This is a genomic window from Streptomyces sp. HD, from assembly GCF_028369295.1.
GTDB lineage: Bacteria > Actinomycetota > Actinomycetes > Streptomycetales > Streptomycetaceae > Streptomyces.
In genome coordinates this window covers 48215-67509 of sequence record NZ_JAQMYP010000056.1, presented here as the reverse complement: position 1 = coordinate 67509, position 19295 = coordinate 48215, and the positions used below count along the sequence as shown (strand labels likewise).

Annotated in this window: 19 protein-coding genes and 2 pseudogenes; 11 read left to right on the top strand and 10 right to left on the bottom strand. The window is 66.5% G+C overall.

Translation table 11 applies throughout. From position 1 onward, the window contains the following. The 8 genes and pseudogenes from POF73_RS38050 to POF73_RS38015 all read left to right on the top strand — a co-directional run. Window positions 1-344 (top strand): FHA domain-containing protein (locus POF73_RS38050; protein ID WP_272123874.1); only part of this gene is annotated, 344 nt, incomplete at its 5' end. A gap of 10 nt (window positions 345-354) precedes the next feature. After that, window positions 355-867 (top strand): FHA domain-containing protein FhaB/FipA, encoded by a 513-nt coding sequence (locus POF73_RS38045; protein WP_272123873.1) that lies wholly within the window; start codon window positions 355-357, stop codon window positions 865-867. Between the two features lie 90 nt (window positions 868-957). Then, window positions 958-2541, top strand: a complete 1584-nt coding sequence (locus POF73_RS38040) for a Stp1/IreP family PP2C-type Ser/Thr phosphatase (protein WP_272123872.1) — start codon at window positions 958-960, stop codon at window positions 2539-2541. Window positions 2542-2568: 27 nt separating this feature from the next. After that, window positions 2569-4011, top strand: a complete 1443-nt coding sequence (locus POF73_RS38035; protein WP_272123871.1) for an FtsW/RodA/SpoVE family cell cycle protein — start codon at window positions 2569-2571, stop codon at window positions 4009-4011. Continuing rightward, the gene (locus tag POF73_RS38030) at window positions 4008-5480 is read left to right on the top strand and encodes a peptidoglycan D,D-transpeptidase FtsI family protein (protein WP_272123870.1); all 1473 of its coding nucleotides are present in this window, start codon (window positions 4008-4010) and stop codon (window positions 5478-5480) included. Before POF73_RS38035 ends, POF73_RS38030 begins: the two co-directional genes overlap by 4 nt. 169 nt (window positions 5481-5649) lie before the next feature. Continuing rightward, window positions 5650-7659, top strand: coding sequence for a Stk1 family PASTA domain-containing Ser/Thr kinase (gene pknB / locus POF73_RS38025; protein WP_272123869.1), 2010 nt, complete (start codon window positions 5650-5652; stop codon window positions 7657-7659). A gap of 338 nt (window positions 7660-7997) precedes the next feature. Then, window positions 7998-8219, top strand: a pseudogene (locus POF73_RS38020) (PASTA domain-containing protein); the annotation flags it as partial. Window positions 8220-8462: 243 nt separating this feature from the next. Next, entirely contained in the window at window positions 8463-8807 is a 345-nt protein-coding gene (locus POF73_RS38015) for a hypothetical protein (protein WP_272123867.1), read from the top strand. Window positions 8808-9083: 276 nt separating this feature from the next. On the opposite strand, the gene POF73_RS38010 is transcribed toward POF73_RS38015, so the two are convergent. After that, window positions 9084-9233, bottom strand: a complete 150-nt coding sequence (locus POF73_RS38010; RefSeq protein ID WP_272123866.1) for a hypothetical protein — start codon at window positions 9231-9233, stop codon at window positions 9084-9086. Between the two features lie 708 nt (window positions 9234-9941). Next, a pseudogene (locus POF73_RS38005) lies at window positions 9942-10121 on the bottom strand (hypothetical protein); the annotation flags it as partial. A 154-nt stretch (window positions 10122-10275) separates the two neighbouring features. Between POF73_RS38005 and POF73_RS38000 the strand changes: the two are divergent. Continuing rightward, the gene (locus POF73_RS38000) at window positions 10276-11310 is read left to right on the top strand and encodes a restriction endonuclease (protein ID WP_272123865.1); all 1035 of its coding nucleotides are present in this window, start codon (window positions 10276-10278) and stop codon (window positions 11308-11310) included. A 94-nt stretch (window positions 11311-11404) separates the two neighbouring features. On the opposite strand, the gene POF73_RS37995 is transcribed toward POF73_RS38000, so the two are convergent. The 6 genes from POF73_RS37995 to POF73_RS37970 are packed head-to-tail and all read right to left on the bottom strand — an operon-like array spanning window position 11405 to window position 15856. Then, window positions 11405-12181 (bottom strand): class E sortase, encoded by a 777-nt coding sequence (locus POF73_RS37995; protein ID WP_272123864.1) that lies wholly within the window; start codon window positions 12179-12181, stop codon window positions 11405-11407. A 6-nt stretch (window positions 12182-12187) separates the two neighbouring features. After that, entirely contained in the window at window positions 12188-13507 is a 1320-nt protein-coding gene (locus POF73_RS37990; protein WP_272123863.1) for a class E sortase, read from the bottom strand. Further along, a complete protein-coding gene (locus tag POF73_RS37985; protein ID WP_272123861.1) occupies window positions 13504-14142 on the bottom strand; it encodes an aminodeoxychorismate/anthranilate synthase component II in 639 nt (212 codons plus the stop codon). The genes POF73_RS37990 and POF73_RS37985 overlap by 4 nt, the downstream gene beginning before the upstream one ends. After that, window positions 14139-14336, bottom strand: coding sequence for a hypothetical protein (locus POF73_RS37980; RefSeq protein ID WP_272123881.1), 198 nt, complete (start codon window positions 14334-14336; stop codon window positions 14139-14141). The genes POF73_RS37985 and POF73_RS37980 overlap by 4 nt, the downstream gene beginning before the upstream one ends. Before the next feature lie 17 nt (window positions 14337-14353). Continuing rightward, window positions 14354-15061 carry a class E sortase gene (locus POF73_RS37975; RefSeq protein WP_272123860.1) on the bottom strand — a complete coding sequence of 236 codons (708 nt, stop codon included), beginning with the start codon at window positions 15059-15061 and terminating at the stop codon, window positions 14354-14356. 18 nt (window positions 15062-15079) lie between these two features. Continuing rightward, entirely contained in the window at window positions 15080-15856 is a 777-nt protein-coding gene (locus POF73_RS37970; protein WP_272123858.1) for a DUF881 domain-containing protein, read from the bottom strand. Between the two features lie 141 nt (window positions 15857-15997). Here POF73_RS37970 and crgA point away from each other — a divergent pair, with 141 nt between their 5' ends. Then, the gene (gene crgA / locus POF73_RS37965) at window positions 15998-16252 is read left to right on the top strand and encodes a cell division protein CrgA (RefSeq protein WP_272123857.1); all 255 of its coding nucleotides are present in this window, start codon (window positions 15998-16000) and stop codon (window positions 16250-16252) included. 271 nt (window positions 16253-16523) lie between these two features. Here the strand turns inward: crgA and POF73_RS37960 are convergent, their stop codons facing one another. Together POF73_RS37960 and POF73_RS37955 are read right to left on the bottom strand one after the other, a co-directional pair. Beyond that, the gene (locus POF73_RS37960) at window positions 16524-17408 is read right to left on the bottom strand and encodes a rhomboid family intramembrane serine protease (protein ID WP_272123855.1); all 885 of its coding nucleotides are present in this window, start codon (window positions 17406-17408) and stop codon (window positions 16524-16526) included. A gap of 121 nt (window positions 17409-17529) precedes the next feature. Next, window positions 17530-18063, bottom strand: a complete 534-nt coding sequence (locus POF73_RS37955; RefSeq protein WP_272123854.1) for a peptidylprolyl isomerase — start codon at window positions 18061-18063, stop codon at window positions 17530-17532. A 324-nt stretch (window positions 18064-18387) separates the two neighbouring features. On the opposite strand from POF73_RS37955, the gene POF73_RS37950 reads away from it, so the two are divergent. Continuing rightward, a complete protein-coding gene (locus tag POF73_RS37950) occupies window positions 18388-19101 on the top strand; it encodes a DUF5324 family protein (RefSeq protein WP_272123852.1) in 714 nt (237 codons plus the stop codon). Window positions 19102-19295: the final 194 nt, after the last annotated feature.

Below are 19295 nucleotides of genomic sequence, written 5' to 3'. Positions count from 1 at the left end.
GTTACGGCTACCCGCAGCCCGCGGGCGGCCAGCGCCCCCCTGCCACACCCGCGGCCAGTGGCCGCACCCGCTACTGGATCGAGATCAACGGCACCCGCCATCAGATCTCCCGCGCCACGCTGGTGCTGGGCCGCAGCACCGAAGCCGACGTGCGGATCGACGACCCCGGCGTCTCCCGCCGGCACTGTGAGATCCGGACCGGAACGCCCTCGACGATCCAGGATCTCGGGTCCACCAACGGCATCGTGGTGGACGGGCAGCACACCACCCGCGCTACGCTCCGCGACGGCTCGCGGATCGTCGTGGGCAGTACCACCGTTCTCTATAGGCAAGCCGAAGGGTGAAGCGGGGGCAATGTCAGAGCTGACCCTCACGGTCATGCGGCTGGGTTTCCTGGCCGTCCTGTGGCTGTTCGTGATCGTGGCCGTGCAGGTCATCCGCAGCGACCTGTTCGGTACGCGTGTCACGCAGCGCGGATCGCGCCGCGAGGCCGCCCGGCCGCAGCAGGCCGCACGACAGGCGGCGCCTCCGCAGCAGCGCGGCCAGCAGGGCGGCGGCCGCCAGCGCCGTAACGCCCCCACCAAGCTGGTCGTGTCCGAGGGCACGCTCACCGGCACCACCGTCGCGCTCCAGGCCCAGACCATCACCCTGGGCAGGGCACACGACAGCACGATCGTGCTGGACGACGACTACGCCTCCAGTCGGCATGCCAGGATCTACCCGGACCGCGACGGCCAGTGGATCGTCGAGGACCTCGGCTCCACCAACGGCACGTACCTCGACCGAACGCGGCTGACGACCCCTACACCGATTCCGCTGGGCGCGCCGATCCGCATCGGCAAGACCGTCATCGAGCTGCGGAAGTAGTACGACAATGAGCGAGCGGAGCGAGCACGCAGCGGAGGCCCACACCTCGGGCCCCGGCGCGCTCCCGACCGGAGGGTGGGCACCGTGCGGATGTACCCGGAGCCAACGGGCGAGGTGCGCATGAGTCTGTCACTGCGCTTCGCAGCCGGATCGCACAAAGGCATGATCCGGGAGGGCAACGAGGACTCCGGATACGCCGGACCCCGCCTGCTCGCCATCGCCGACGGCATGGGCGGCGCGGCCGCGGGCGAGGTCGCCTCCTCCGAGGCGATCTCCACCATCGTCGCCCTCGACGACGACATCCCCGGCTCCGACGTCCTCACCTCACTCGGTACGGCCGTCCAGCGCGCCAACGACCAGCTGCGCGCCATGGTCGAGGAGGACCCCCAGCTCGAAGGCATGGGGACGACCCTGACGGCACTGCTGTGGACCGGACAGCGCCTCGGCCTCGTCCACGTCGGCGACTCACGCGCCTACCTGCTGCGCGACGGCGTCCTCACCCAGATCACCCAGGACCACACCTGGGTGCAGCGCCTCGTCGACGAGGGCCGGATCACCGAAGAGGAAGCCACCACCCACCCGCAGCGCTCCCTGCTGATGCGCGCCCTGGGCAGCGGCGACCACGTCGAACCCGACCTGTCCATCCGCGAGGTCCGCGCCGGCGACCGGTATCTGATCTGCTCCGACGGCCTCTCCGGCGTCGTGTCCCACCAGACCCTGGAAGACACCCTCGCCAGCTACCAGGGCCCCCAGGAGACCGTCCAGGAGCTCATCCAGCTGGCGCTGCGCGGCGGCGGCCCCGACAACATCACCGTGATCATCGCGGACGTCCTCGACCTGGACACCGGCGACACCCTCGCCGGGCAGCTGTCCGACACCCCGGTCGTGGTCGGCGCGGTCGCCGAGAACCAGCAGCACCACCTGCACGACAACGGCATCATGCAGACCCCCGCCGGACGCGCCTCCGGGCTCGGCCGCCAGGTGCCCGGACAGGGCGGCGGAGGCGGCGAGTTCGGGCCGCCCGGCTCCGGCGACACCACCGGCTACGTCCCGAGCGGCAGCTTCGGCGACTACACCGACGAAGACTTCGTCAAGCCCCGCAAGGGCCGCACGTGGCTGAAGAGATCCTTCTACATCGCGCTCGCGCTCGGAGTGATCGGCGGCGGCCTGTACGGCGGCTGGCGCTGGACCCAGACGCAGTACTACGTCGGCGCCAACGAGGAACACGTCGCCCTGTACCGCGGGATCAGCCAGGACCTGGCCTGGGTCTCGTTGTCGGAGGTGGAGAAGGACCACCCCGAGATCGAACTCAAGTACCTGCCGCCGTACCAGAAGAAGCTCGTCGAGGCGACCATCGCCGAGGGCGGCCTGAAGGACGCCCAGGCGAAGATCGACGAACTCGCCGTGCAGGCAACCGCGTGCAAGAAGCGGTCCGAGCAGCAGGCCGCGCAGAGCGAGCAGAACTCCAAGACCGGCGAGGGCGAGGCCGGAGGCACCACGGGAACCACCCGTACCTCCTTTACGTCCAAGGCGACACCGACGCCGAACCCGTCGGCTTCCAAGCCCTCGACCCAGCCCCCCTCCACCTCCCCGACACCGACTGCCACGCCAAGCCCCGGCCCCACACTCTCGGAGGAAGAGCAGAAGGTCGTAACGAACTGCGGTACGCAGTAGGCAAGCCGTGAGAGGCCCCGTCACACGATGAGCAGTACTACGAACTCGCCGACGCACCACACGTCCACGATCGGCGCGATCGGCGCGCCGAGCCGGCGCAACACCGAACTCGCGCTCCTGGTGTTCGCGGTTGTCATCCCGGTGTTCGCCTACGCCAACGTGGGTTTGGCGATCAACGACGAGGTCCCGGCCGGCCTCCTCAGCTACGGCCTCGGCCTCGGCCTCCTGGCCGGCATCGGCCACCTCGCCGTACGCAAGTTCGCCCCGTACGCGGACCCGCTGCTGCTGCCGCTGGCCACGCTGCTGAACGGGCTCGGGCTGGTGGCGATCTGGCGGCTGGACCAGTCGAAGCTGCTCCAGCAGATCGGGCAGGCCGGCGGCAAGGCGACCAACCAGCTGATCTACACCGCCATGGGGATCGCCCTGTTCATCGCGGTGCTGGTCTTCCTCAAGGACCACCGCACGCTGCAGCGCTACACCTACATCTCCATGGCCGGCGCGCTGTTCCTGCTGCTGCTCCCGCTGGTGCCGGGCCTCGGCGCCGAACTGACCTACGGCGCCAAGATCTGGATCCAGGTCGGCAGCTTCACCATCCAGCCCGGTGAGTTCGCCAAGATCGTGCTGGCGATCTTCTTCGCCGGCTACCTCATGGTGAAGCGCGACGCGCTCGCCCTCGCCAGCCGCCGCTTCATGGGCCTGTACCTGCCCCGCGGCCGCGACCTCGGCCCGATCATCGTCGTCTGGATGATCTCGATCCTCATCCTGGTCTTCGAGACCGACCTCGGTACGTCGCTGCTGTTCTTCGGAATGTTCGTCATCATGCTGTACGTCGCCACCGAGCGGACCAGCTGGATCGTCTTCGGTCTGCTGATGTCCGGGGCCGGCGCCGTCGGTGTGGCGAGCTTCGAACCGCACGTCCAGCAGCGCGTCGCCGCCTGGCTCGACCCGATGCGCGAGTACACCCTCAGTCGGCAGAACGTCGGCGGCCATTCCGAGCAGTCGATGCAGGCCCTGTGGGCCTTCGGCTCCGGTGGCACCCTCGGCACCGGCTGGGGCCAGGGTCACTCCGAGCTCATCCGGTTCGCCGCCAACTCCGACTTCATCCTCGCCACCTTCGGCGAGGAACTGGGCCTGGCCGGCGTCATGGGGATCCTGCTGATCTACGGCCTGATCGTGGAGCGCGGCGTGCGCACCGCCCTCGCCGCCCGCGACCCCTTCGGCAAGCTGCTCGCGATCGGCCTCTCCGGCGCCTTCGCGCTCCAGGTCTTCGTCGTCGCCGGCGGCGTCATGGGCCTCATCCCGCTGACCGGTATGACGATGCCGTTCCTGGCGTACGGCGGATCCTCCGTCATCGCCAACTGGGCTCTCATCGGTGTGCTCATCCGCATCAGCGACACCGCGCGCCGCCCGGCACCCGCGCCCGCACCCAACCCCGACGCTGAAATGACCCAGGTGGTCCGCCCGTCATGAACAAACCCCTGCGCCGGATCGCGATCTTCTGCGGCCTCCTCGTCCTCGCCCTGCTCATCCGCGACAACTGGCTCCAGTACGTCAAGGCCGACACGTTGCGCGAGGACCCCGACAACCGCCGCGTCCTCATCGCCCGCTACGCCACCCCCCGCGGCGACATCATCGTCGGCGGCAACCCGATCACCGGGTACAAGGAGACGTCGGGCGACTTCAAGTACAAGCGCACGTACAAGGACGGCGCCATGTGGGCGCCCGTCACCGGCTTCGTCTCGCAGGCCTACGGCGCCAACCAGCTGGAGTCCATCGAGGACGGCATCCTCAGCGGCACCGACGACCGGCTCTTCTTCCGCAACACGCTGGACATGATCACCGGCAAGGACAAGGAGGGCGGCAACGTCGTCACCACCCTCAACGCCGCCGCCCAGAAGGCCGCCTACAACGGCCTGAAGGCGCAGGGCGGCAAGGGTGCCGTCGCCGCCATCGAGCCCTCCACCGGCAAGATCCTGGCCCTCGCGTCCTTCCCGTCGTACGACCCCTCCACGATCGCCGGCGGCAGCACCTCCGACGAAGACGCCTGGGCGAAGCTCCAGAAGAAGACCAACGCCAACGACCCGATGCTCAACCGGGCGCTGCGCGAGGTCTACCCGCCCGGCTCCACCTTCAAGGTCGTCACCGCGGCCGCCGCGCTGGAGAACGGCCTGTACAAGGACGCGGAGCAGCCGACCAAGACGCCGCTGCCGTGGACCATGCCGGGCACCACGACCGAGCTGAAGAACGAAGGCACCATCCCCTGCAAGAACGCCACCCTCAGGGTCGCGCTGCAGTGGTCCTGCAACACCGTCTTCGGCAAGGTCGGCTCCGACCTCGGCAACGAGAAGATGCTGGAGGAAGCCAAGAAGTTCGGCTTCACCGAGGAGCAGTTCACACCGGTCCGCACCAGCGCGTCGGTCTTCTCCGACGACATGAACCCCTCGCAGACCGCGCTGTCCTCCATCGGCCAGTTCAACACCGCCGCCAGCCCGCTGCAGATGGCCATGGTCGCCTCGGCCGTCGCCAACAACGGCACCCTGATGAAGCCGTACATGGTCGACGAGCTCCAGACGCACAACCTCGACGCCTTGGAGACGACCAAGCCCGAGGAGATGAGCAAGCCGCTGTCCCCGGAGAACGCGCAGATCCTGCAGTCGATGATGGAGACGGTCGTCTCGGACGGCACCGGCAAGAAGGCGCAGATCGACGGCGTCAAGGTGGGCGGCAAGACCGGTACCGCGCAGCACGGTGTGGACAACAGCGAGAACCCGTACGCGTGGTTCATCTCCTACGCCAAGCTCAGCGACAACAGCTCACCGGTCGCCGTGGCCGTCGTGATCGAGGACGAGAACGCGGTCCGCGACGACATCTCCGGCGGCGGCCTGGCGGCCCCCATCGCCAAGAGCGTCATGGAGGCGGTCATCAAGAGCAAGAAGTGACCCCGCTCACGTCCCCTTCACATCGGTGCACGTTGCGATACCGGTCCTGTATCGGGTTACGGGCTTGGCCAGGTCACACAAGATGAGCCGGGTACGGTATGCCCGGACGGCACACCGACGCACCCACAAGGGTGACGGCGGGACCGACGGAGAGGGCTGGTAGGTAGCTATGGAAGAGCCGCGTCGCCTCGGCGGCCGGTACGAACTGGGCCAGGTGCTCGGTCGTGGTGGCATGGCGGAGGTCTACCTCGCGCATGACACCCGGCTCGGCCGCACCGTGGCGGTGAAGACGCTGCGCGCGGACCTCGCGCGCGACCCGTCCTTCCAGGCCCGGTTCCGCCGGGAGGCCCAGTCGGCCGCCTCGCTCAACCATCCCGCGATCGTCGCGGTCTACGACACGGGCGAGGACTACATCGACAACGTGTCGATTCCGTACATCGTCATGGAGTACGTGGACGGCTCGACGCTCCGTGAGCTGCTCCACTCCGGCCGCAAGCTGCTGCCGGAGCGCGCCATGGAGATGACCATCGGCATCCTCCAGGCCCTGGAGTACTCCCACCGCGCCGGCATCGTCCACCGCGACATCAAGCCGGCCAACGTCATGCTGACCCGCAACGGCCAGGTCAAGGTCATGGACTTCGGCATCGCCCGTGCGATGGGTGACTCCGGCATGACGATGACGCAGACCTCCGCGGTGATCGGCACCGCCCAGTACCTCTCGCCGGAGCAGGCCAAGGGCGAGCAGGTCGACAACCGGTCCGACCTGTACTCGACCGGCTGCCTGCTCTACGAGCTCCTGACGGTCCGTCCGCCCTTCGTGGGCGACTCCCCGGTCGCCGTCGCGTACCAGCACGTACGCGAAGAGGCCCAGGCTCCGTCCGTCTTCGACCCCGAGATCACGCCCGAGATGGACGCGATCGTGTTGAAGGCCCTGGTCAAGGACCCGAACTACCGCTACCAGTCGGCCGACGAGATGCGCGCCGACATCGAGGCCTGCCTAGACGGCCAGCCCGTCGCCGCCACGGCCGCGATGGGCTCCGTGGGCTACGGCGGCTACCCCGACGACCAGCCGACCACGGCCCTGCGCGCCGCGGACGGCGGCGCCACGTCGATGCTGCCGCCCATGAACCCCGACGACGGCGGCTTCGGCTACGACGACCGCATGGACCGGCGACGCCAGAAGAAGTCGAACACGTCGACGATCCTGCTGGTCCTTGCTGCCGTGCTGGTGCTGGTGGGTGCGGTGCTGATCGGGAAGTGGGTTTTCGACGGGGATAACGCGAGCAACAGCCAGGTTGCCGTGCCAAACCTGGTCGGCCAAACCCAGGACAGCGCCAAGGCCCTGCTGACCAACAGCGATCTCGTCATGGGGACCGTCACCCCCAAGGAATGCGAGAAGCAGCCCAAGGGCCAGATCTGCGAACAGGACCCCGCCGCCAAGACCGAGGTCGACAAGAACACCAAGGTCAATGTCGTGGTGTCTACCGGTGCGCCGAAGGTGGCAGTGCCCAGTGTTCTCGGCGACCCCTTTGAAGACGCCAAGGCGACTCTTGAGGGCGACAAGTACCAGTTCGACGTCAAGAAGGAAGAGAAGATCTCCACGGAGGAGGAGGGCACGGTCCTAGAGCAGGACCCGGAGCTCGGCAAGGAAGTCGAAAAGGGCTCCACGATCACCCTCACCGTGGCCAAGGCCGTAGAGAAGGCCACCGTGCCTGACGTCCTCGGCAAGACCTGCGACGAGGCCAAGGCCCAGATGACGGCCAACAACCTGCAGGGCAACTGCGTCGAGGTAGACACCCAGGACCCGAACCAGGTCGGCAAGGTCATCTCGACCTCGCCACAGGCCAACACCCAGGCCAACAAGAACGACACGGTGACGATCCAGATCGGCAAGCAGGCGGAACAGCAGCAGGTGGCGGTGCCGACCGTGACCCAGCTGTCCGTGAAGGACGCCAAGAAGGCCCTTCAGGACGCGGGTCTGACGGTGGGCAATATCCAAGGCTCCCAGAACGACCAGGCCATCGTTCTTCAGCAGGATCCCCAGCCGAACACCCAGGTCGCCAAGGGCACAGTGGTCAACTTGGTCGCCTTCGACCAGGGCGGCAACAACGGCGGCGGCGACAACGGCGGCCAGCTCTTCGGCGGCGTCACCGGAACGTCGGCGCGCACGGAGGACTGACACCGACGCAGCTGAATGAGCACCGGCGCCTGGAACAGGGCGCCGGTGCTCATTCGTTTCCGGCTCTCCCGTGTCTGGCGTGGCTGTGGCAATTCATTTCGCCGCGTGCACGTCCACCACGGCGTGGTGGAGCTGCTGATGCGGCGGGCTGGACTGCACGGGCTCCCCGGCAGCCGCAGCCCCCGGGCCAAACACGAAACGCCCTCGGCCGCGGACCTGGTGAACCCCGACGTCACCGGCATGCCCGGGATCAGCTGTGGGTTACCGACATCACCGAACACCCCACCTTCGAGGGCAAGGCATAATTCGTGGCCGCCCTGGACACCTTCTCCCGCCGGGTCGTCGGCCAGACGGTAGGCCAGGCCAAACAGACCCTGCAGGCGGCCAACTTCACCAACATCCAGTTCGCCAACGGCAGCGACCAGAGCAACACCGCCATCGTCGCCGACCAGGACCCGAGGGGCGAGAAGCAGGTCGACGACCCTGCGAGCAACCAGGTCACCTTTACCACCGTCAGCTTCGGCAACAATGGCGGCGACAACGGAGGCATCTTCGGCTAACGACAGCGCTGACCAAAGCCAGCGCAACTGATCGCCTCCCGCGCCTTCCCTGGAGTCTCGGCACCCAGATCGGCTGCCGAGGCTCTTCATTTGTGCATGCATCGTTCACCCTGAACGTGACCAGCCTCACACATCAATTAATGCCTAGTGTCCGACATGTCAAGATGAACTAACTTTGCCAAAATACATTCACATGTTCGAAAATAGATCGACCGAAATTCCACCTCAAACACGGGGAAAACGATGCATTCGGGAAAGCGTACAGCCGTTCTCGCGTCCACAGTGGCCGCACTTGTTGGCATAGGCGTCGCGAACTCGACCTACGCCTCGGCGGCACCCTCATGCGAAAGTAAGATATGCGAGTGGGAGCAAATCGACTACAAGGGCCACAAGAAGACGGCCGGGCTAGTTGACGGGGTTTGCTATCACGGCAACGAGGTCGCATCTGTAGTGATCACCGCCGATACGAAAGTTCGCTTCTACAGCGGAAAGAGGTGCACCGGACTCACCAAGGTAAAGGGGAAGGGTTCGATATCGAACATGACAGAATATGCAGGTTTTCTCGCTTACAGCTACAAGAAGGTCTAGAAGATTAGGAAGACTTCAAGTTCTGGCTCCGGTGTGGCTGCGCCGGGGTCAGTCGGCCCGAATCCATGTGAGATCTGGCAGGAGTTGATCGCGGCCGGGATCGTGTTCGCGTTTTCTAGCCGAGCACCGGGAAGCACTCTCCCCGCCGTCGATGTTCGCCGGCATGTACCCCTCGTCCAACGGACATCCAAGCCCGTCGCCACAGGTCCTGACCGCCACCGTGGTGCTGCGGGGCCTGCAGGGACTGTCCGACTTCGAGAAGGACTAGGAACCGCGTTACGACCTGCGCTGGAAGGCAGCCTGCGGACTCGGGTTGCACGACACCGCGTTCGATCCGTCGCTGCCGAGGTACTTCCGGCGCCGTCTGCGCCACTCGGCGAATCCGATGCGGATCTTCACCAAGGTCAAGGAGGTCGTAGCCGCCACCGGGGTCCTCCTAGGTAGGCAGCGTGCTTTGGGCGACTCCGCCGTCCTCGAACGCGGTGACCACCCAGGGCACCATCGCCTAGATCATCTCCGCCGTCCGCCGGGTGATCCACGAGGTCCCCAGACCCGGAAACCGCCGTGTGCACGACTGCACCGACCGGACCGCTATGGACGACCACACGTTCGAGCACCACATCGCCAAACTCCTGAGCCGGAACGGCTACACGAACGTTGTCATACAAGGCGGTCGCAGCGGCCAAGGCGTCGGCATCATCCCGCTCACGGCGACGGACTGCGCCTCGTCGCCTGGTGCAAGAGGTTTGCGCCCCACCGCTCCATTACCAACCCGGACGTCCAGAGGTTGGCCAGGTTGGCGAAAGTTGTTCACAACGCGGACATTATGCGGCGACGTGCCCTTCACATCTGAGGCCCTGAGCATCGCCGCCCAGACCGTCATCACCGCCGTACACCGCGGGACACTGGACAAGTGGAGCGCCGGGGAACCACTGAAGATCCTGGAGTGAGCGCGCCATCTTATGAAAGGGCCCGGAGCCGCAAATGGTGGTCGCAGCTTCAGCCCCGGCTCACATTCCCCAAGGGAGAACTCTGGTTGCGCAGACGCTTTGTATGAGCCCAGAACCTGAGACTGAGTTCCTCTTCACCAACTTTTCCACAGCCAGGTTGACTGACCTCCCGAGCGAGGGTCTGTCAGCCGCGCAGTTCCTTCGGCGACGTCCGCTCCCCATCCGCCTTCTCCACCCGCTCCAACTCACCCCACACCACGTACCGGTACCAGGCCTTCATGGACCCGGTGACCACGACCTGCCAGCTCGTGTACAGCGGCATCCACATCGTCAGCGTTATGTAGTGGCCCCCTTCCTCCTGCCCGACTCCTCGAGATCATCGACACCTCTCAACTCCGTCGTGCATCAGTGCGTCCATCGATCGTGTCTTCATATCTCAAGACTCGTTGATCGGGTGGGGTGGGGAATCGGAACTCTGCCCCGGCCAAGCGGCCTCACCACAAACAGAAGGGCAGAACGTGATCAACGAATCGGCGCTGCTGGAGTCCAAGAGCCTGCGCGACAGCGTTCTGGAACGAACCGACGTACTTGACAGAGTCAAGGCGCTGTCGCTGCTGCCGGACGGCACGCATGTGACGACGGCGATGGTGGCGGCGTACTTCGAGGTGGGCCTCACCGCCATCACCTCTCTAGTACATGATCACCGGGAAGAGCTGGAAGCCAATGGCTACCGTGTATTGGCAGGTACAGAACTGACTTCCTTCAAGGAACTCAGTGGGATCCAGTCACGCTCCCGCGCGCTGGCCCTGTTCCCCCGCCGCGCCGTCCTCAACGTCGCCATGTTGCTCCAGGACAGCGAAGTCGCACGCCAGGTGCGTGTGTACCTCCTCGACATGGAGTACCTGGCCCGCACACAGCCTGTGGAAAACCCCGCCCCCACTGAGGTCATCTCCCTCGATGACCGCATCGACCAGCGCATCACCCACATCCTCGGCAAGACCGTCGTCCCCATGTTCAACGCCCTGATCGAAACGTCCGGCGAGCACCGCAGGGAGCTGATCGCGCTCCGCGCAGGAGTCCAGCGCATCGAGCGACGGCTTCGGCACCATCACGCCCGGCTGCAAAGGCTTGAGGCACCGCTGGAGGAACGCCCCCTCGCCGGTGTCATGGCCGCGATGGACGCCATGAACAGCCGCAAGTTCGAGGAGCACATCGCCACACTGCTGAACCGTGACGGCTGCACGGATGTCGTCGTGCAGGGAGGGCCTGGCGATCGGGGCATCGACGTCATCGCGCTCACGGCCGACGGACGGCGCCTCGTCGCCCAGTGCAAGAGGTTCGCACCCTATATCTCCATCACCAGCTCCGATGTCCAGAAGTTCGTCGGCTCAGCCAAGGTTCTGTACAGCGCGGACGTGGCTCTCTTCGTGGCGACGTGCCCCTTCACCCCCGACGCATTGAGCATCGCCACCGACAGCGGCATCACCGTCGTGGACCGCGCACTGCTGGAAAAGTGGAGCGCCGGGGAGCCGCTGAAGGTTCTGGACCATTAACAGCGTAAGGAGCAAGAGGCCCGAAGCCGCAAAGGAAAGTTGCGGCTTCGGGCCTCCGTCATGCTAAGGGACTGAGGTCCTCCCAGGACCTCAGTCAGCCGAGCAGTTCCTCCGGCAACGTCCGCTCCGCGTCCACCTTCTCCACCCGCTCCAGCTCCCCCCACACCACATACCGATACCGGGACGTGTACACCGGCGTGCACGTCGTCAGCGTGATGTAGTGGCCCGCCTTCGTCTTGCCGGACTCCTCGGGGATCTTGGACAGGACCTTGACGTTGTACTTCGAGGTCTCGGGAAGGACGGCGTAGACCTTGTAGACGTACCACTTGTCCTTCGTCTCGAAGACGATCGGATCGCCCTTCGCGAGCTTGTGGATGTTGTGGAACTTCGCGCCATGACCGTCACGGTGCGCGGCGAGGGAGAAGTTGCCCTTCTTGCCGGAGGTCGGCAGGGCCGCCTTGACCGGGTCGGTGTAGTAGCCGGCGACGCCGTCGTTGAGGATCTTCGTCGTCGTGCCCTTCTCGACCAGGATCTCGCCCTTGCTCATCGCGGGCACGTGAAGGAAGCCGATGCCGTTCTTGGAGTCGAACTCGGCAGGACGACCGGAGCTCCCCTCCTGGTGGGCCCAGATGTCACGGACCTTGTCCGCCTGCTTGTCCGCCTCCCGGTCGGCGAGGACGTTCGTCCACCACAGGGAGTAGACGACGAACAGGCCCAGCACCAGACCCGCGGTGATGAGGAGTTCGCCGAAGACGCTTATCGACATCGCGATCCGGCCCATGCGGCGGCGTTCAGGACGCCGCCCCGGGGACTCGGACGCGTCGGTACGCCGCGCGTGCTCGGTGTCGTCGGTGGTCGCTGCCACGTTCATCCGCCCTTAACTGACGAGCGCATCCGGCTTGCCCTTGCTGCGCGGCCGTTCCTCGACCATCTTGCCCCAGACGATCAACCGGTACTTGCTGGTGAACTCCGGCGTACAGGTGGTTAGTGTGATGTAACGACCTGCTTTGGTGAATCCCGCGTCCCGCGGAATCGGGTCCAGAACCCGCACATTGCCTGGTGACGTCACCGGCAGGATCGACGCCATCTTGTAGACGAAGTACTTGTCCTGCGTCTCTACGACGATGTCGTCGCCTTGGGCCAGCCGGTTGATGTACCGGAACGGTTCGCCATGCGTATTGCGATGACCGGCCAGTCCGAAGTTGCCGGTCTTGGCGTCCGGCATCGCCGTCTTCAGCTTGCCCTCGCCGTAGTGACCGACCATGCCCCGGTCGAGCACCTTCTTGTTGCTGACGCCCTCCGCGATCGGAACGACGACGTCCAGCTTCGGAATGTGCAGGATGGCGAATCCCTGCCCCGGCTCGAAGGTCCCCGGGTTCCGCTTGCCGCTCGCCCAGTCGTCCTGGAGGCTGCTCGCCTCCTTGTCCGCCTGCGCATGCGCCCGGACGTTCGTCCACCACAACTGGTAGCTGACGAACAGCAGCATCAGCACGCCGGTGGTGATGAACACCTCACCGATCGCCCGGCTGGCCAGCACCCCCGGACTCGGCTTGCGCGCCCGCGCCTGTCTGCGGGCCTCGACCCGCGAAAGAGGCGCCCCGGACGTCTCCGAGTCGCTCTCGGCGGCCTCCGGCGCCTGGCGGGAGCCTCCATGACGCCCGTGACGCCGCTTGGCGGCCTTTCTGCGGGCCGCACGTCCGCCTGTTGGGGCTCCGGTGGCCGACGTGGCGGAGGAGGCGGCAGAAGCCGATATGGAGTCGCCCACGGGCGGATCCGGTATCCGCAGGGCCACGGTCTCATCGTCCACGGGAGGTATGTACGGCTCCACGTACGGCTCTTGAGGCTCGGCATACGGCTCGTGAGGTTCGGCATACGGCTCGCGAGACGCCGCAGCCCCCTCGGGAATGTGGCCGTCAGCGCCATAGCCCTCGCTGCCGTAGCCCTCCGCCCCGTACCCCTCAGCGTCGTACCCCTCGGCACCGTATCCGTCGGCGGCATACGTCTCAGCGCCGTACGACTCGGCCGTCTGCCCCTGAGCGACGTACCCCTCGCCCCCGGGCCACTCCCCGAGCGCACCGGACCCCTCGTACGGCTGCTGCCCGTACGAGGTGCCCTGGTCGCCGGCGTCGCCGTAGGAGTCCGTGAAGGACTCCCCGTACGCGGCGCCGGACTCGCGCTCGGGGCGCAGCGCGGTCACGCCGTGGCCCTGCCCACCACCGGGGCGAGCCCCGCCGACCTCGCCACCGCACCGTGGTCGCCGCACTCCACCAGCCAGTTGGCCAGCATCAGATGACCGTGCTCGGTGAGCACCGACTCCGGATGGAACTGCACACCCTCGACCGGCAGTTCACGATGCCGCAGACCCATGATGATGCCGTCGTGTGTCCGTGCCGTGACCTCCAGCTCGCCCGGCACCGTCTCCGGCTCGGCCGCCAGCGAGTGGTAGCGCGTCGCCGTGAAGGGCGAGGGCAGGCCCGCGAAGACGCCCTTGCCCTCGTGCTCGACCAGCGAGGTCTTGCCGTGCAGCAGCTCCGGCGCACGGTCCACGACACCGCCGTACGCCACCTGCATCGACTGCATGCCGAGGCACACACCGAACACCGGCACCCCGGTGGCGGCGCAGTGGCGCACCATCTCGACGCAGACCCCGGCCTCCTCCGGCGTCCCCGGGCCCGGGGACAGCAGCACGCCGTCGAAGCCGTCCTGGGCATGCGCCGTCGACACCTCGTCGTTGCGCAGCACCTCGCACTCGGCGCCCAGCTGGTACAGGTACTGGACCAGGTTGAAGACGAAGCTGTCGTAGTTGTCCACGACCAGAATGCGCGCGCTCACTGGTTGTCCACCGTCACATCGTTGAAGGGCAGCAGCGGTTCGGCCCACGGGAAGATGTAATTGAAGAGGAGGTAGACGACGGCCACGACCAGCATGAGTGAGATCAACGCCTTCACCCACGCGTTCCCCGGCAGATGCCGCCAGATCCAGCCGTACATGCCGTCCCTTCCGTCGCACCACGGCACCAGACTCACGCCGTACAGCCAACAGACTAACGGCGCAACGCTTCCGGTTTCCCGGCCTCCACAGGCTGCGTGGAGTCCAGATGGGCCCACACGATCAGCCGGTGACTGTGGCCCCACTCCGGATCACACGTGGTCAGGGTCAGATAGCGGCCCTCACGCGTGTACCCCGAGTTACGGGGCACAGGGTCGATCACCTCAATGTCAGCGGGCACGGTTTTGTAAGGGCCTTTGTCGATCCGATACGTGAACCAGGTGGTCCCGTCCGTCAGCACCACCGCGTCGCCGGGCCGCAGCCTGGGGAAATCCTTGAAGGGATCGCCGTACGTACGCCGGTGGCCCGCCACCGAGAAGTTGCCCTTCTGACCGAGCTGCGCCGTGCTCGCGTAGTGGCCGAGCCCCTTCTTCAGGGTCCCGGTGGCGGTGCCTTCGAGAACCGGCTTGTTCCACGTGAAACCAAGACGCGGGATGTACATGATCGCGAACGGCTTGTCCGCGGTGTACGGAGCGGGCTTCGTGGGGCTCGTCGGCGAGCTCTCACCCGGACTCCCACCACTGCCGGGCGCCGACGGCCGTACCGCCCCCTGGGCCCACTGCTCCTGTAACTGATCGATCTGATCGTCCATGACGCTGTCGGCCTTCACACCGGTCCAGAACAGCACATAGACGACGAAAAGCACGATCACGGTGCCGGCGGTGATGCACAGCTCGCTGACGGTCCTGACGACGACACGCACCGGCAGCTCCAGACAGGCTCACTCCACGGGCTTGGCGTACTGCAGATCCACTGTGCCCGAGTACCCCGGCAGAGTCACCGCCCCGTCCTCGGTCACTTTCCAGCCAAGTCCGTACACATTCACGTACACCATGTAGTTCTGGATCGACGGCGAAGCCGCCAGCGCCTTCTGCAACTTCTCCGGATCACCCACCGCGGTGATCTTGTACGGCGGGGAATAGACCCGGCCCTGGAGAATCAGGGTGTTGCCCACACAGCGCACGGCACTGGTGGAGATCAGCCGCTGGTCCATGACCTTGATGCCCTCGGCACCGCCCTGCCACAGCGCGTTCACCACGGCCTGCAGATCCTGCTGATGAATCACCAGGTAGTCGGGCTGCGGCGCCGGATATCCGGGCAGCTTGGCAGTGGCGTTCGGCGGGGCGTCGTTCAGCGTGACCGAGACCGCGTCGCCCGTCACCTTCTGCGTCCCCGCGCTCCCCTCCAGCGCCGCCAGCTTCTCGTCCTCGGCCTTGGTGCTGCCGTCGTCCCGCTCGGCCAGCGACTCCACGTCATCACGCAGGGCCGCGTTGGACTCATCGAGCCGGCCGTTCTCGTGGCTGCGCTCCTGGATGAGGTCCGAGAGCTTCAGCAGCGAGGCGTCCGTGCGGATGTTGGTGCCCTTGGCGGTATTGAAACTCGTGAAGAAGATGAGCCCCGCGAGGGCGAAGACGGCCGCGGTCAGCACCCGCACCGGCCGGAACCGGCCGCGGAGAGGACTGGATCCGGTCCCGGGGGAGTCGGCAGAATTGCTCAACGTACCCTTATCTCCTTCGGCGCCACGGAAGCACTACGCTAACGGACACCCGGGGGAGCAATCAGAGTCCCCTTGTACGCTGCCCCGAGCCCGACCCAGTTCCCTGCGCGGCCACGCAGCGCATCGACAGGAGAGACCCTCGTGCCGAAGTCACGTATCCGCAAGAAGGCCGACTACACGCCGCCGCCGTCGAAGCAGGCGACCTCCATCAAGCTGAACAGTCGCGCCTGGGTCGCGCCCGTGATGCTGGCCATGTTCATCATCGGTCTGGCCTGGATCGTCGTCTTCTACGTGACCGACGGTTCGCTGCCCATCGACGCGCTGGGCAACTGGAACATCGTGGTGGGCTTCGGTTTCATCGCCGCCGGATTCGGCGTCTCCACACAGTGGAAGTAGCGGTCGCTTCTCGGTGAACTCAGCTCTACCCAGGGCTATCCGCTGAGTTATCCACAGATCGCAAAGGTATCCACAGGCCACCTGGGGAAAAAGAACGACGATCTGTGGATAACCCATCGGGCGTTGACGCCGATACGACTGACACACCGCACATGCGGACAAGCGTTCGCCCCCTGTCTGACCTGCGAAAACACGGGTCAGAGACAGGGGGCACAGTTGTTCGCGCACACTATGCACAAGATTGGCCACCCACTGTGGACAAACGTGCCGCTCAGGCGAGCTGCAGCGTCCTCAGCACGGTCATCAGGACGACCGCGGCCAGGACCAGTGCGCAGGTGCCGTACTGGACCAGTGCGCGGCGTCGGCGCGGGGCGTGGACCATGGCGTAGCCGATGATCACGCCGGCGACGAGGCCGCCGATGTGGGCCTGCCAGGCGATGTTGCTCCAGCCGAAGGTGAAGATCAGGTTGATCACCAGCAGAGCGATGATCGGCCGCATGTCGTACCGGAGTCGGCGCATGAGGACGGCGGTGGCGCCGAAGAGGCCGAAGATGGCGCCGGAGGCACCGAGTGAGGCGCTGGTGGGGGCGGCGATCACGTAGGTGAGGGCGCTGCCCGCGAGGCCGGAGCAGAGGTAGAGCGCGAGGTAGCGGGCGCGGCCGAGGGCGGCTTCGAGGGGGCCGCCGAGCCACCAGAGGCTGAGCATGTTGAAGGCGATGTGCCAGATGGCCTCGTGGGTGAACATCGAGGTCACGAGGCGGTACCACTGGCCTTCGGCGACACCTTCGGTGGGGTTGAAGGGGGCGGGGGGCCAGGCGCCGAGCAGGACGAGGTCGTTGAGCAGTGCGGTGCTGGTCTGGACGGCGATGAAGACCGCGAGGTTGATCCCGATGAGGATCTTGGTGAGGAGGCGGGGGTCTGCGCTGACGGTGCCGCCGGCGATGGTGCGGGGGCGGGCGGCGTCGGGGGCGTGGCCGGTGCCGGAGCCGCCGCGGACGCATTCGGGGCATTGGAAGCCGACGGAGGCGCTGACCATGCACTCGGGGCAGATGGGGCGTTCGCAGCGGGTGCAGCGGACTCCGGTCTCGCGGTCCGTGTGGCGGTAGCAGACGGGCAGGCTCTGGGCGTCCTGCGGGCTGTCTGCCGGCTGGTCCATGAGGTCCCCTAGGTCGTCGTACGCGATGCACGCCGCATGCACCGCCCCGCTCATCCTTACGGACGAGCGGGGCGTTTGGTTCCCTGTGGGAGGTGTTGGACTTCCCCGTGGGGAGCCTGCCTCAGCCTTCGCGGGTCTCGATGACGACCGACTCGATGACGACGTCGTTGAGCGGACGGTCGGTGCGGGGGTTGGTCTGGGCGGTCGCGATGGCGTCGATGACCTTCTGGCTGGCCGGGTCGGTGACCTCGCCGAAGATGGTGTGCTTGCGGTTCAGCCAGGTCGTCGGGGAGACGGTGAGGAAGAACTGCGAGCCGTTGGTGCCCGGGCCGGCGTTGGCCATGGCGAGCAGGTAGGGCTTGTCGAAAGAGAGGTCCGGGTGGAACTCGTCCTGGAACTGGTAGCCGGGGCCGCCGGTGCCGTTGCCGAGGGGGTCTCCGCCCTGGATCATGAAGCCACTGATGACGCGGTGGAAGACCGTGCCGTCGTAAAGCTTGGACGTGGACTTCTCTCCGGTGGCGGGGTTGGTCCACTCACGCTCGCCCTGGGCGAGCTCGACGAAGTTCTTGACCGTGATCGGCGCGTGGTTCGGCAGGAGCCGGATCTCGATATCGCCGTTGTTGGTCTTCAGGGTGGCGTAGAGCTGCTCGGCCACGATCTGCCTTCCGTTGTCTTCCTGTGACCCCCCGATCCTCGCACGGACGGCGGTGTACGTCGCCCGGCGCTCGTTCACTGGCCCGCAACCGTGGGGCCGGTTGCAGAAAACTGGTCGAGAAGGCTCGCGGCGGGGGCGCGACACGGCGAACCGTGGCATTGTCGACGACAAGCCCGTGTTGAACCGCATAAATCCGTTATTGCACTTGATCAAGGCAATCGGCACCCATATGCCCGCCCTCACATGCCGCAGAGCGTTCTGACAGGCATGATCCGTAAAAGGGTGGAAAGTCGAGAACCGTACGCCACCGAGGAGGAGGAACCCGTGACCCGCATCGACAGCGTGCGCGCCGCGACCGGCTCGGCGAAGGACAGCGTGCTGCACGCCGCGGAAGTGGTGGCGCCCTACGCCGACACCGCCAAGGACAGGGCCGCGCAGTATGCGCACGAGGCACGCGTACGGCTTGCGCCTGTGGTGTCGCAGGCCACCGAGCAGGCCCGCGCACAGGCCCTTCTGCAGTACGGCACGCATGTCGCGCCGCGCCTGGAGCAGGCTCGTACGCATGTGCCGCCGAAGGTCGACCACGCCGCTCATGAAGCTGCCGTCCGTACGCGTAAGGCTGCCCGTCAAGCCGCTGACTACTCCCGGCCGAGGATCGAGCAGGCGGTGGCCGCGGCAGGGCCCGTCAAGGACGAGGCCGCGGCACGTGGTGCCGCCGCGTTGGCCGCCTTGCGCGGTCAGGTCTCGCCGAAGGAGATCCAGAAGCTGGCCCGTAAGCATCAGAGGCGCGCCAAGGCCGGTCGTGCCGTGAAGGTGGTGGCGGTGGTCGGCGCCCTCGCGGGCGCTGCTTTCGCCGCCTGGAAGTGGTGGGACAAGCAGGCGAACCCGGATTGGCTGGTGGAGCCTCCGGCCGCGACCGAGGTGCCCGAGTCGGGGCGTCTGGCCTCGGTGGACGGCACTGGCCAGTCCGTCCTTGATCCCGAGGTCCAGGCCAAGGAGGCCGAGGAGGAGGCGGCTCGGCGCGACGAGGGCCGGTGATGTCTGGCCGGTGACGGCCGGCATGGAGAACTGGACCGTGGGGCGGGAGACTTGAGGGTCTTCCGCCCCACGGCCCATGTTTCACGTGGAACATGGGCCGCGCCGGCGGTCGCAGGCGTGGGAGCAAGGGTGGCCGAGGGCGTTGTACAGGCCGGGACTTGGCCCTGGTGGACGTGCTTACGCCGCCCGCCCAC

Excerpts from the sequence above, each read along its gene's own strand:
- POF73_RS38030 (WP_272123870.1), top strand. The coding sequence starts at position 4,008 with ATGAACAAACCCCTGCGCCGGATCGCGATCTTCTGCGGCCTCCTCGTC.
- POF73_RS38035 (WP_272123871.1), top strand. The coding sequence starts at position 2,569 with ATGAGCAGTACTACGAACTCGCCGACGCACCACACGTCCACGATCGGC.
- pknB (WP_272123869.1), top strand. The coding sequence starts at position 5,650 with ATGGAAGAGCCGCGTCGCCTCGGCGGCCGGTACGAACTGGGCCAGGTG.
- POF73_RS38015 (WP_272123867.1), top strand. The coding sequence starts at position 8,463 with ATGCATTCGGGAAAGCGTACAGCCGTTCTCGCGTCCACAGTGGCCGCA.
- POF73_RS38045 (WP_272123873.1), top strand. The coding sequence starts at position 355 with ATGTCAGAGCTGACCCTCACGGTCATGCGGCTGGGTTTCCTGGCCGTC.
- POF73_RS38040 (WP_272123872.1), top strand. The coding sequence starts at position 958 with ATGTACCCGGAGCCAACGGGCGAGGTGCGCATGAGTCTGTCACTGCGC.
- POF73_RS37960 (WP_272123855.1), bottom strand. The coding sequence starts at position 17,408 with ATGGACCAGCCGGCAGACAGCCCGCAGGACGCCCAGAGCCTGCCCGTC.
- POF73_RS37995 (WP_272123864.1), bottom strand. The coding sequence starts at position 12,181 with ATGAACGTGGCAGCGACCACCGACGACACCGAGCACGCGCGGCGTACC.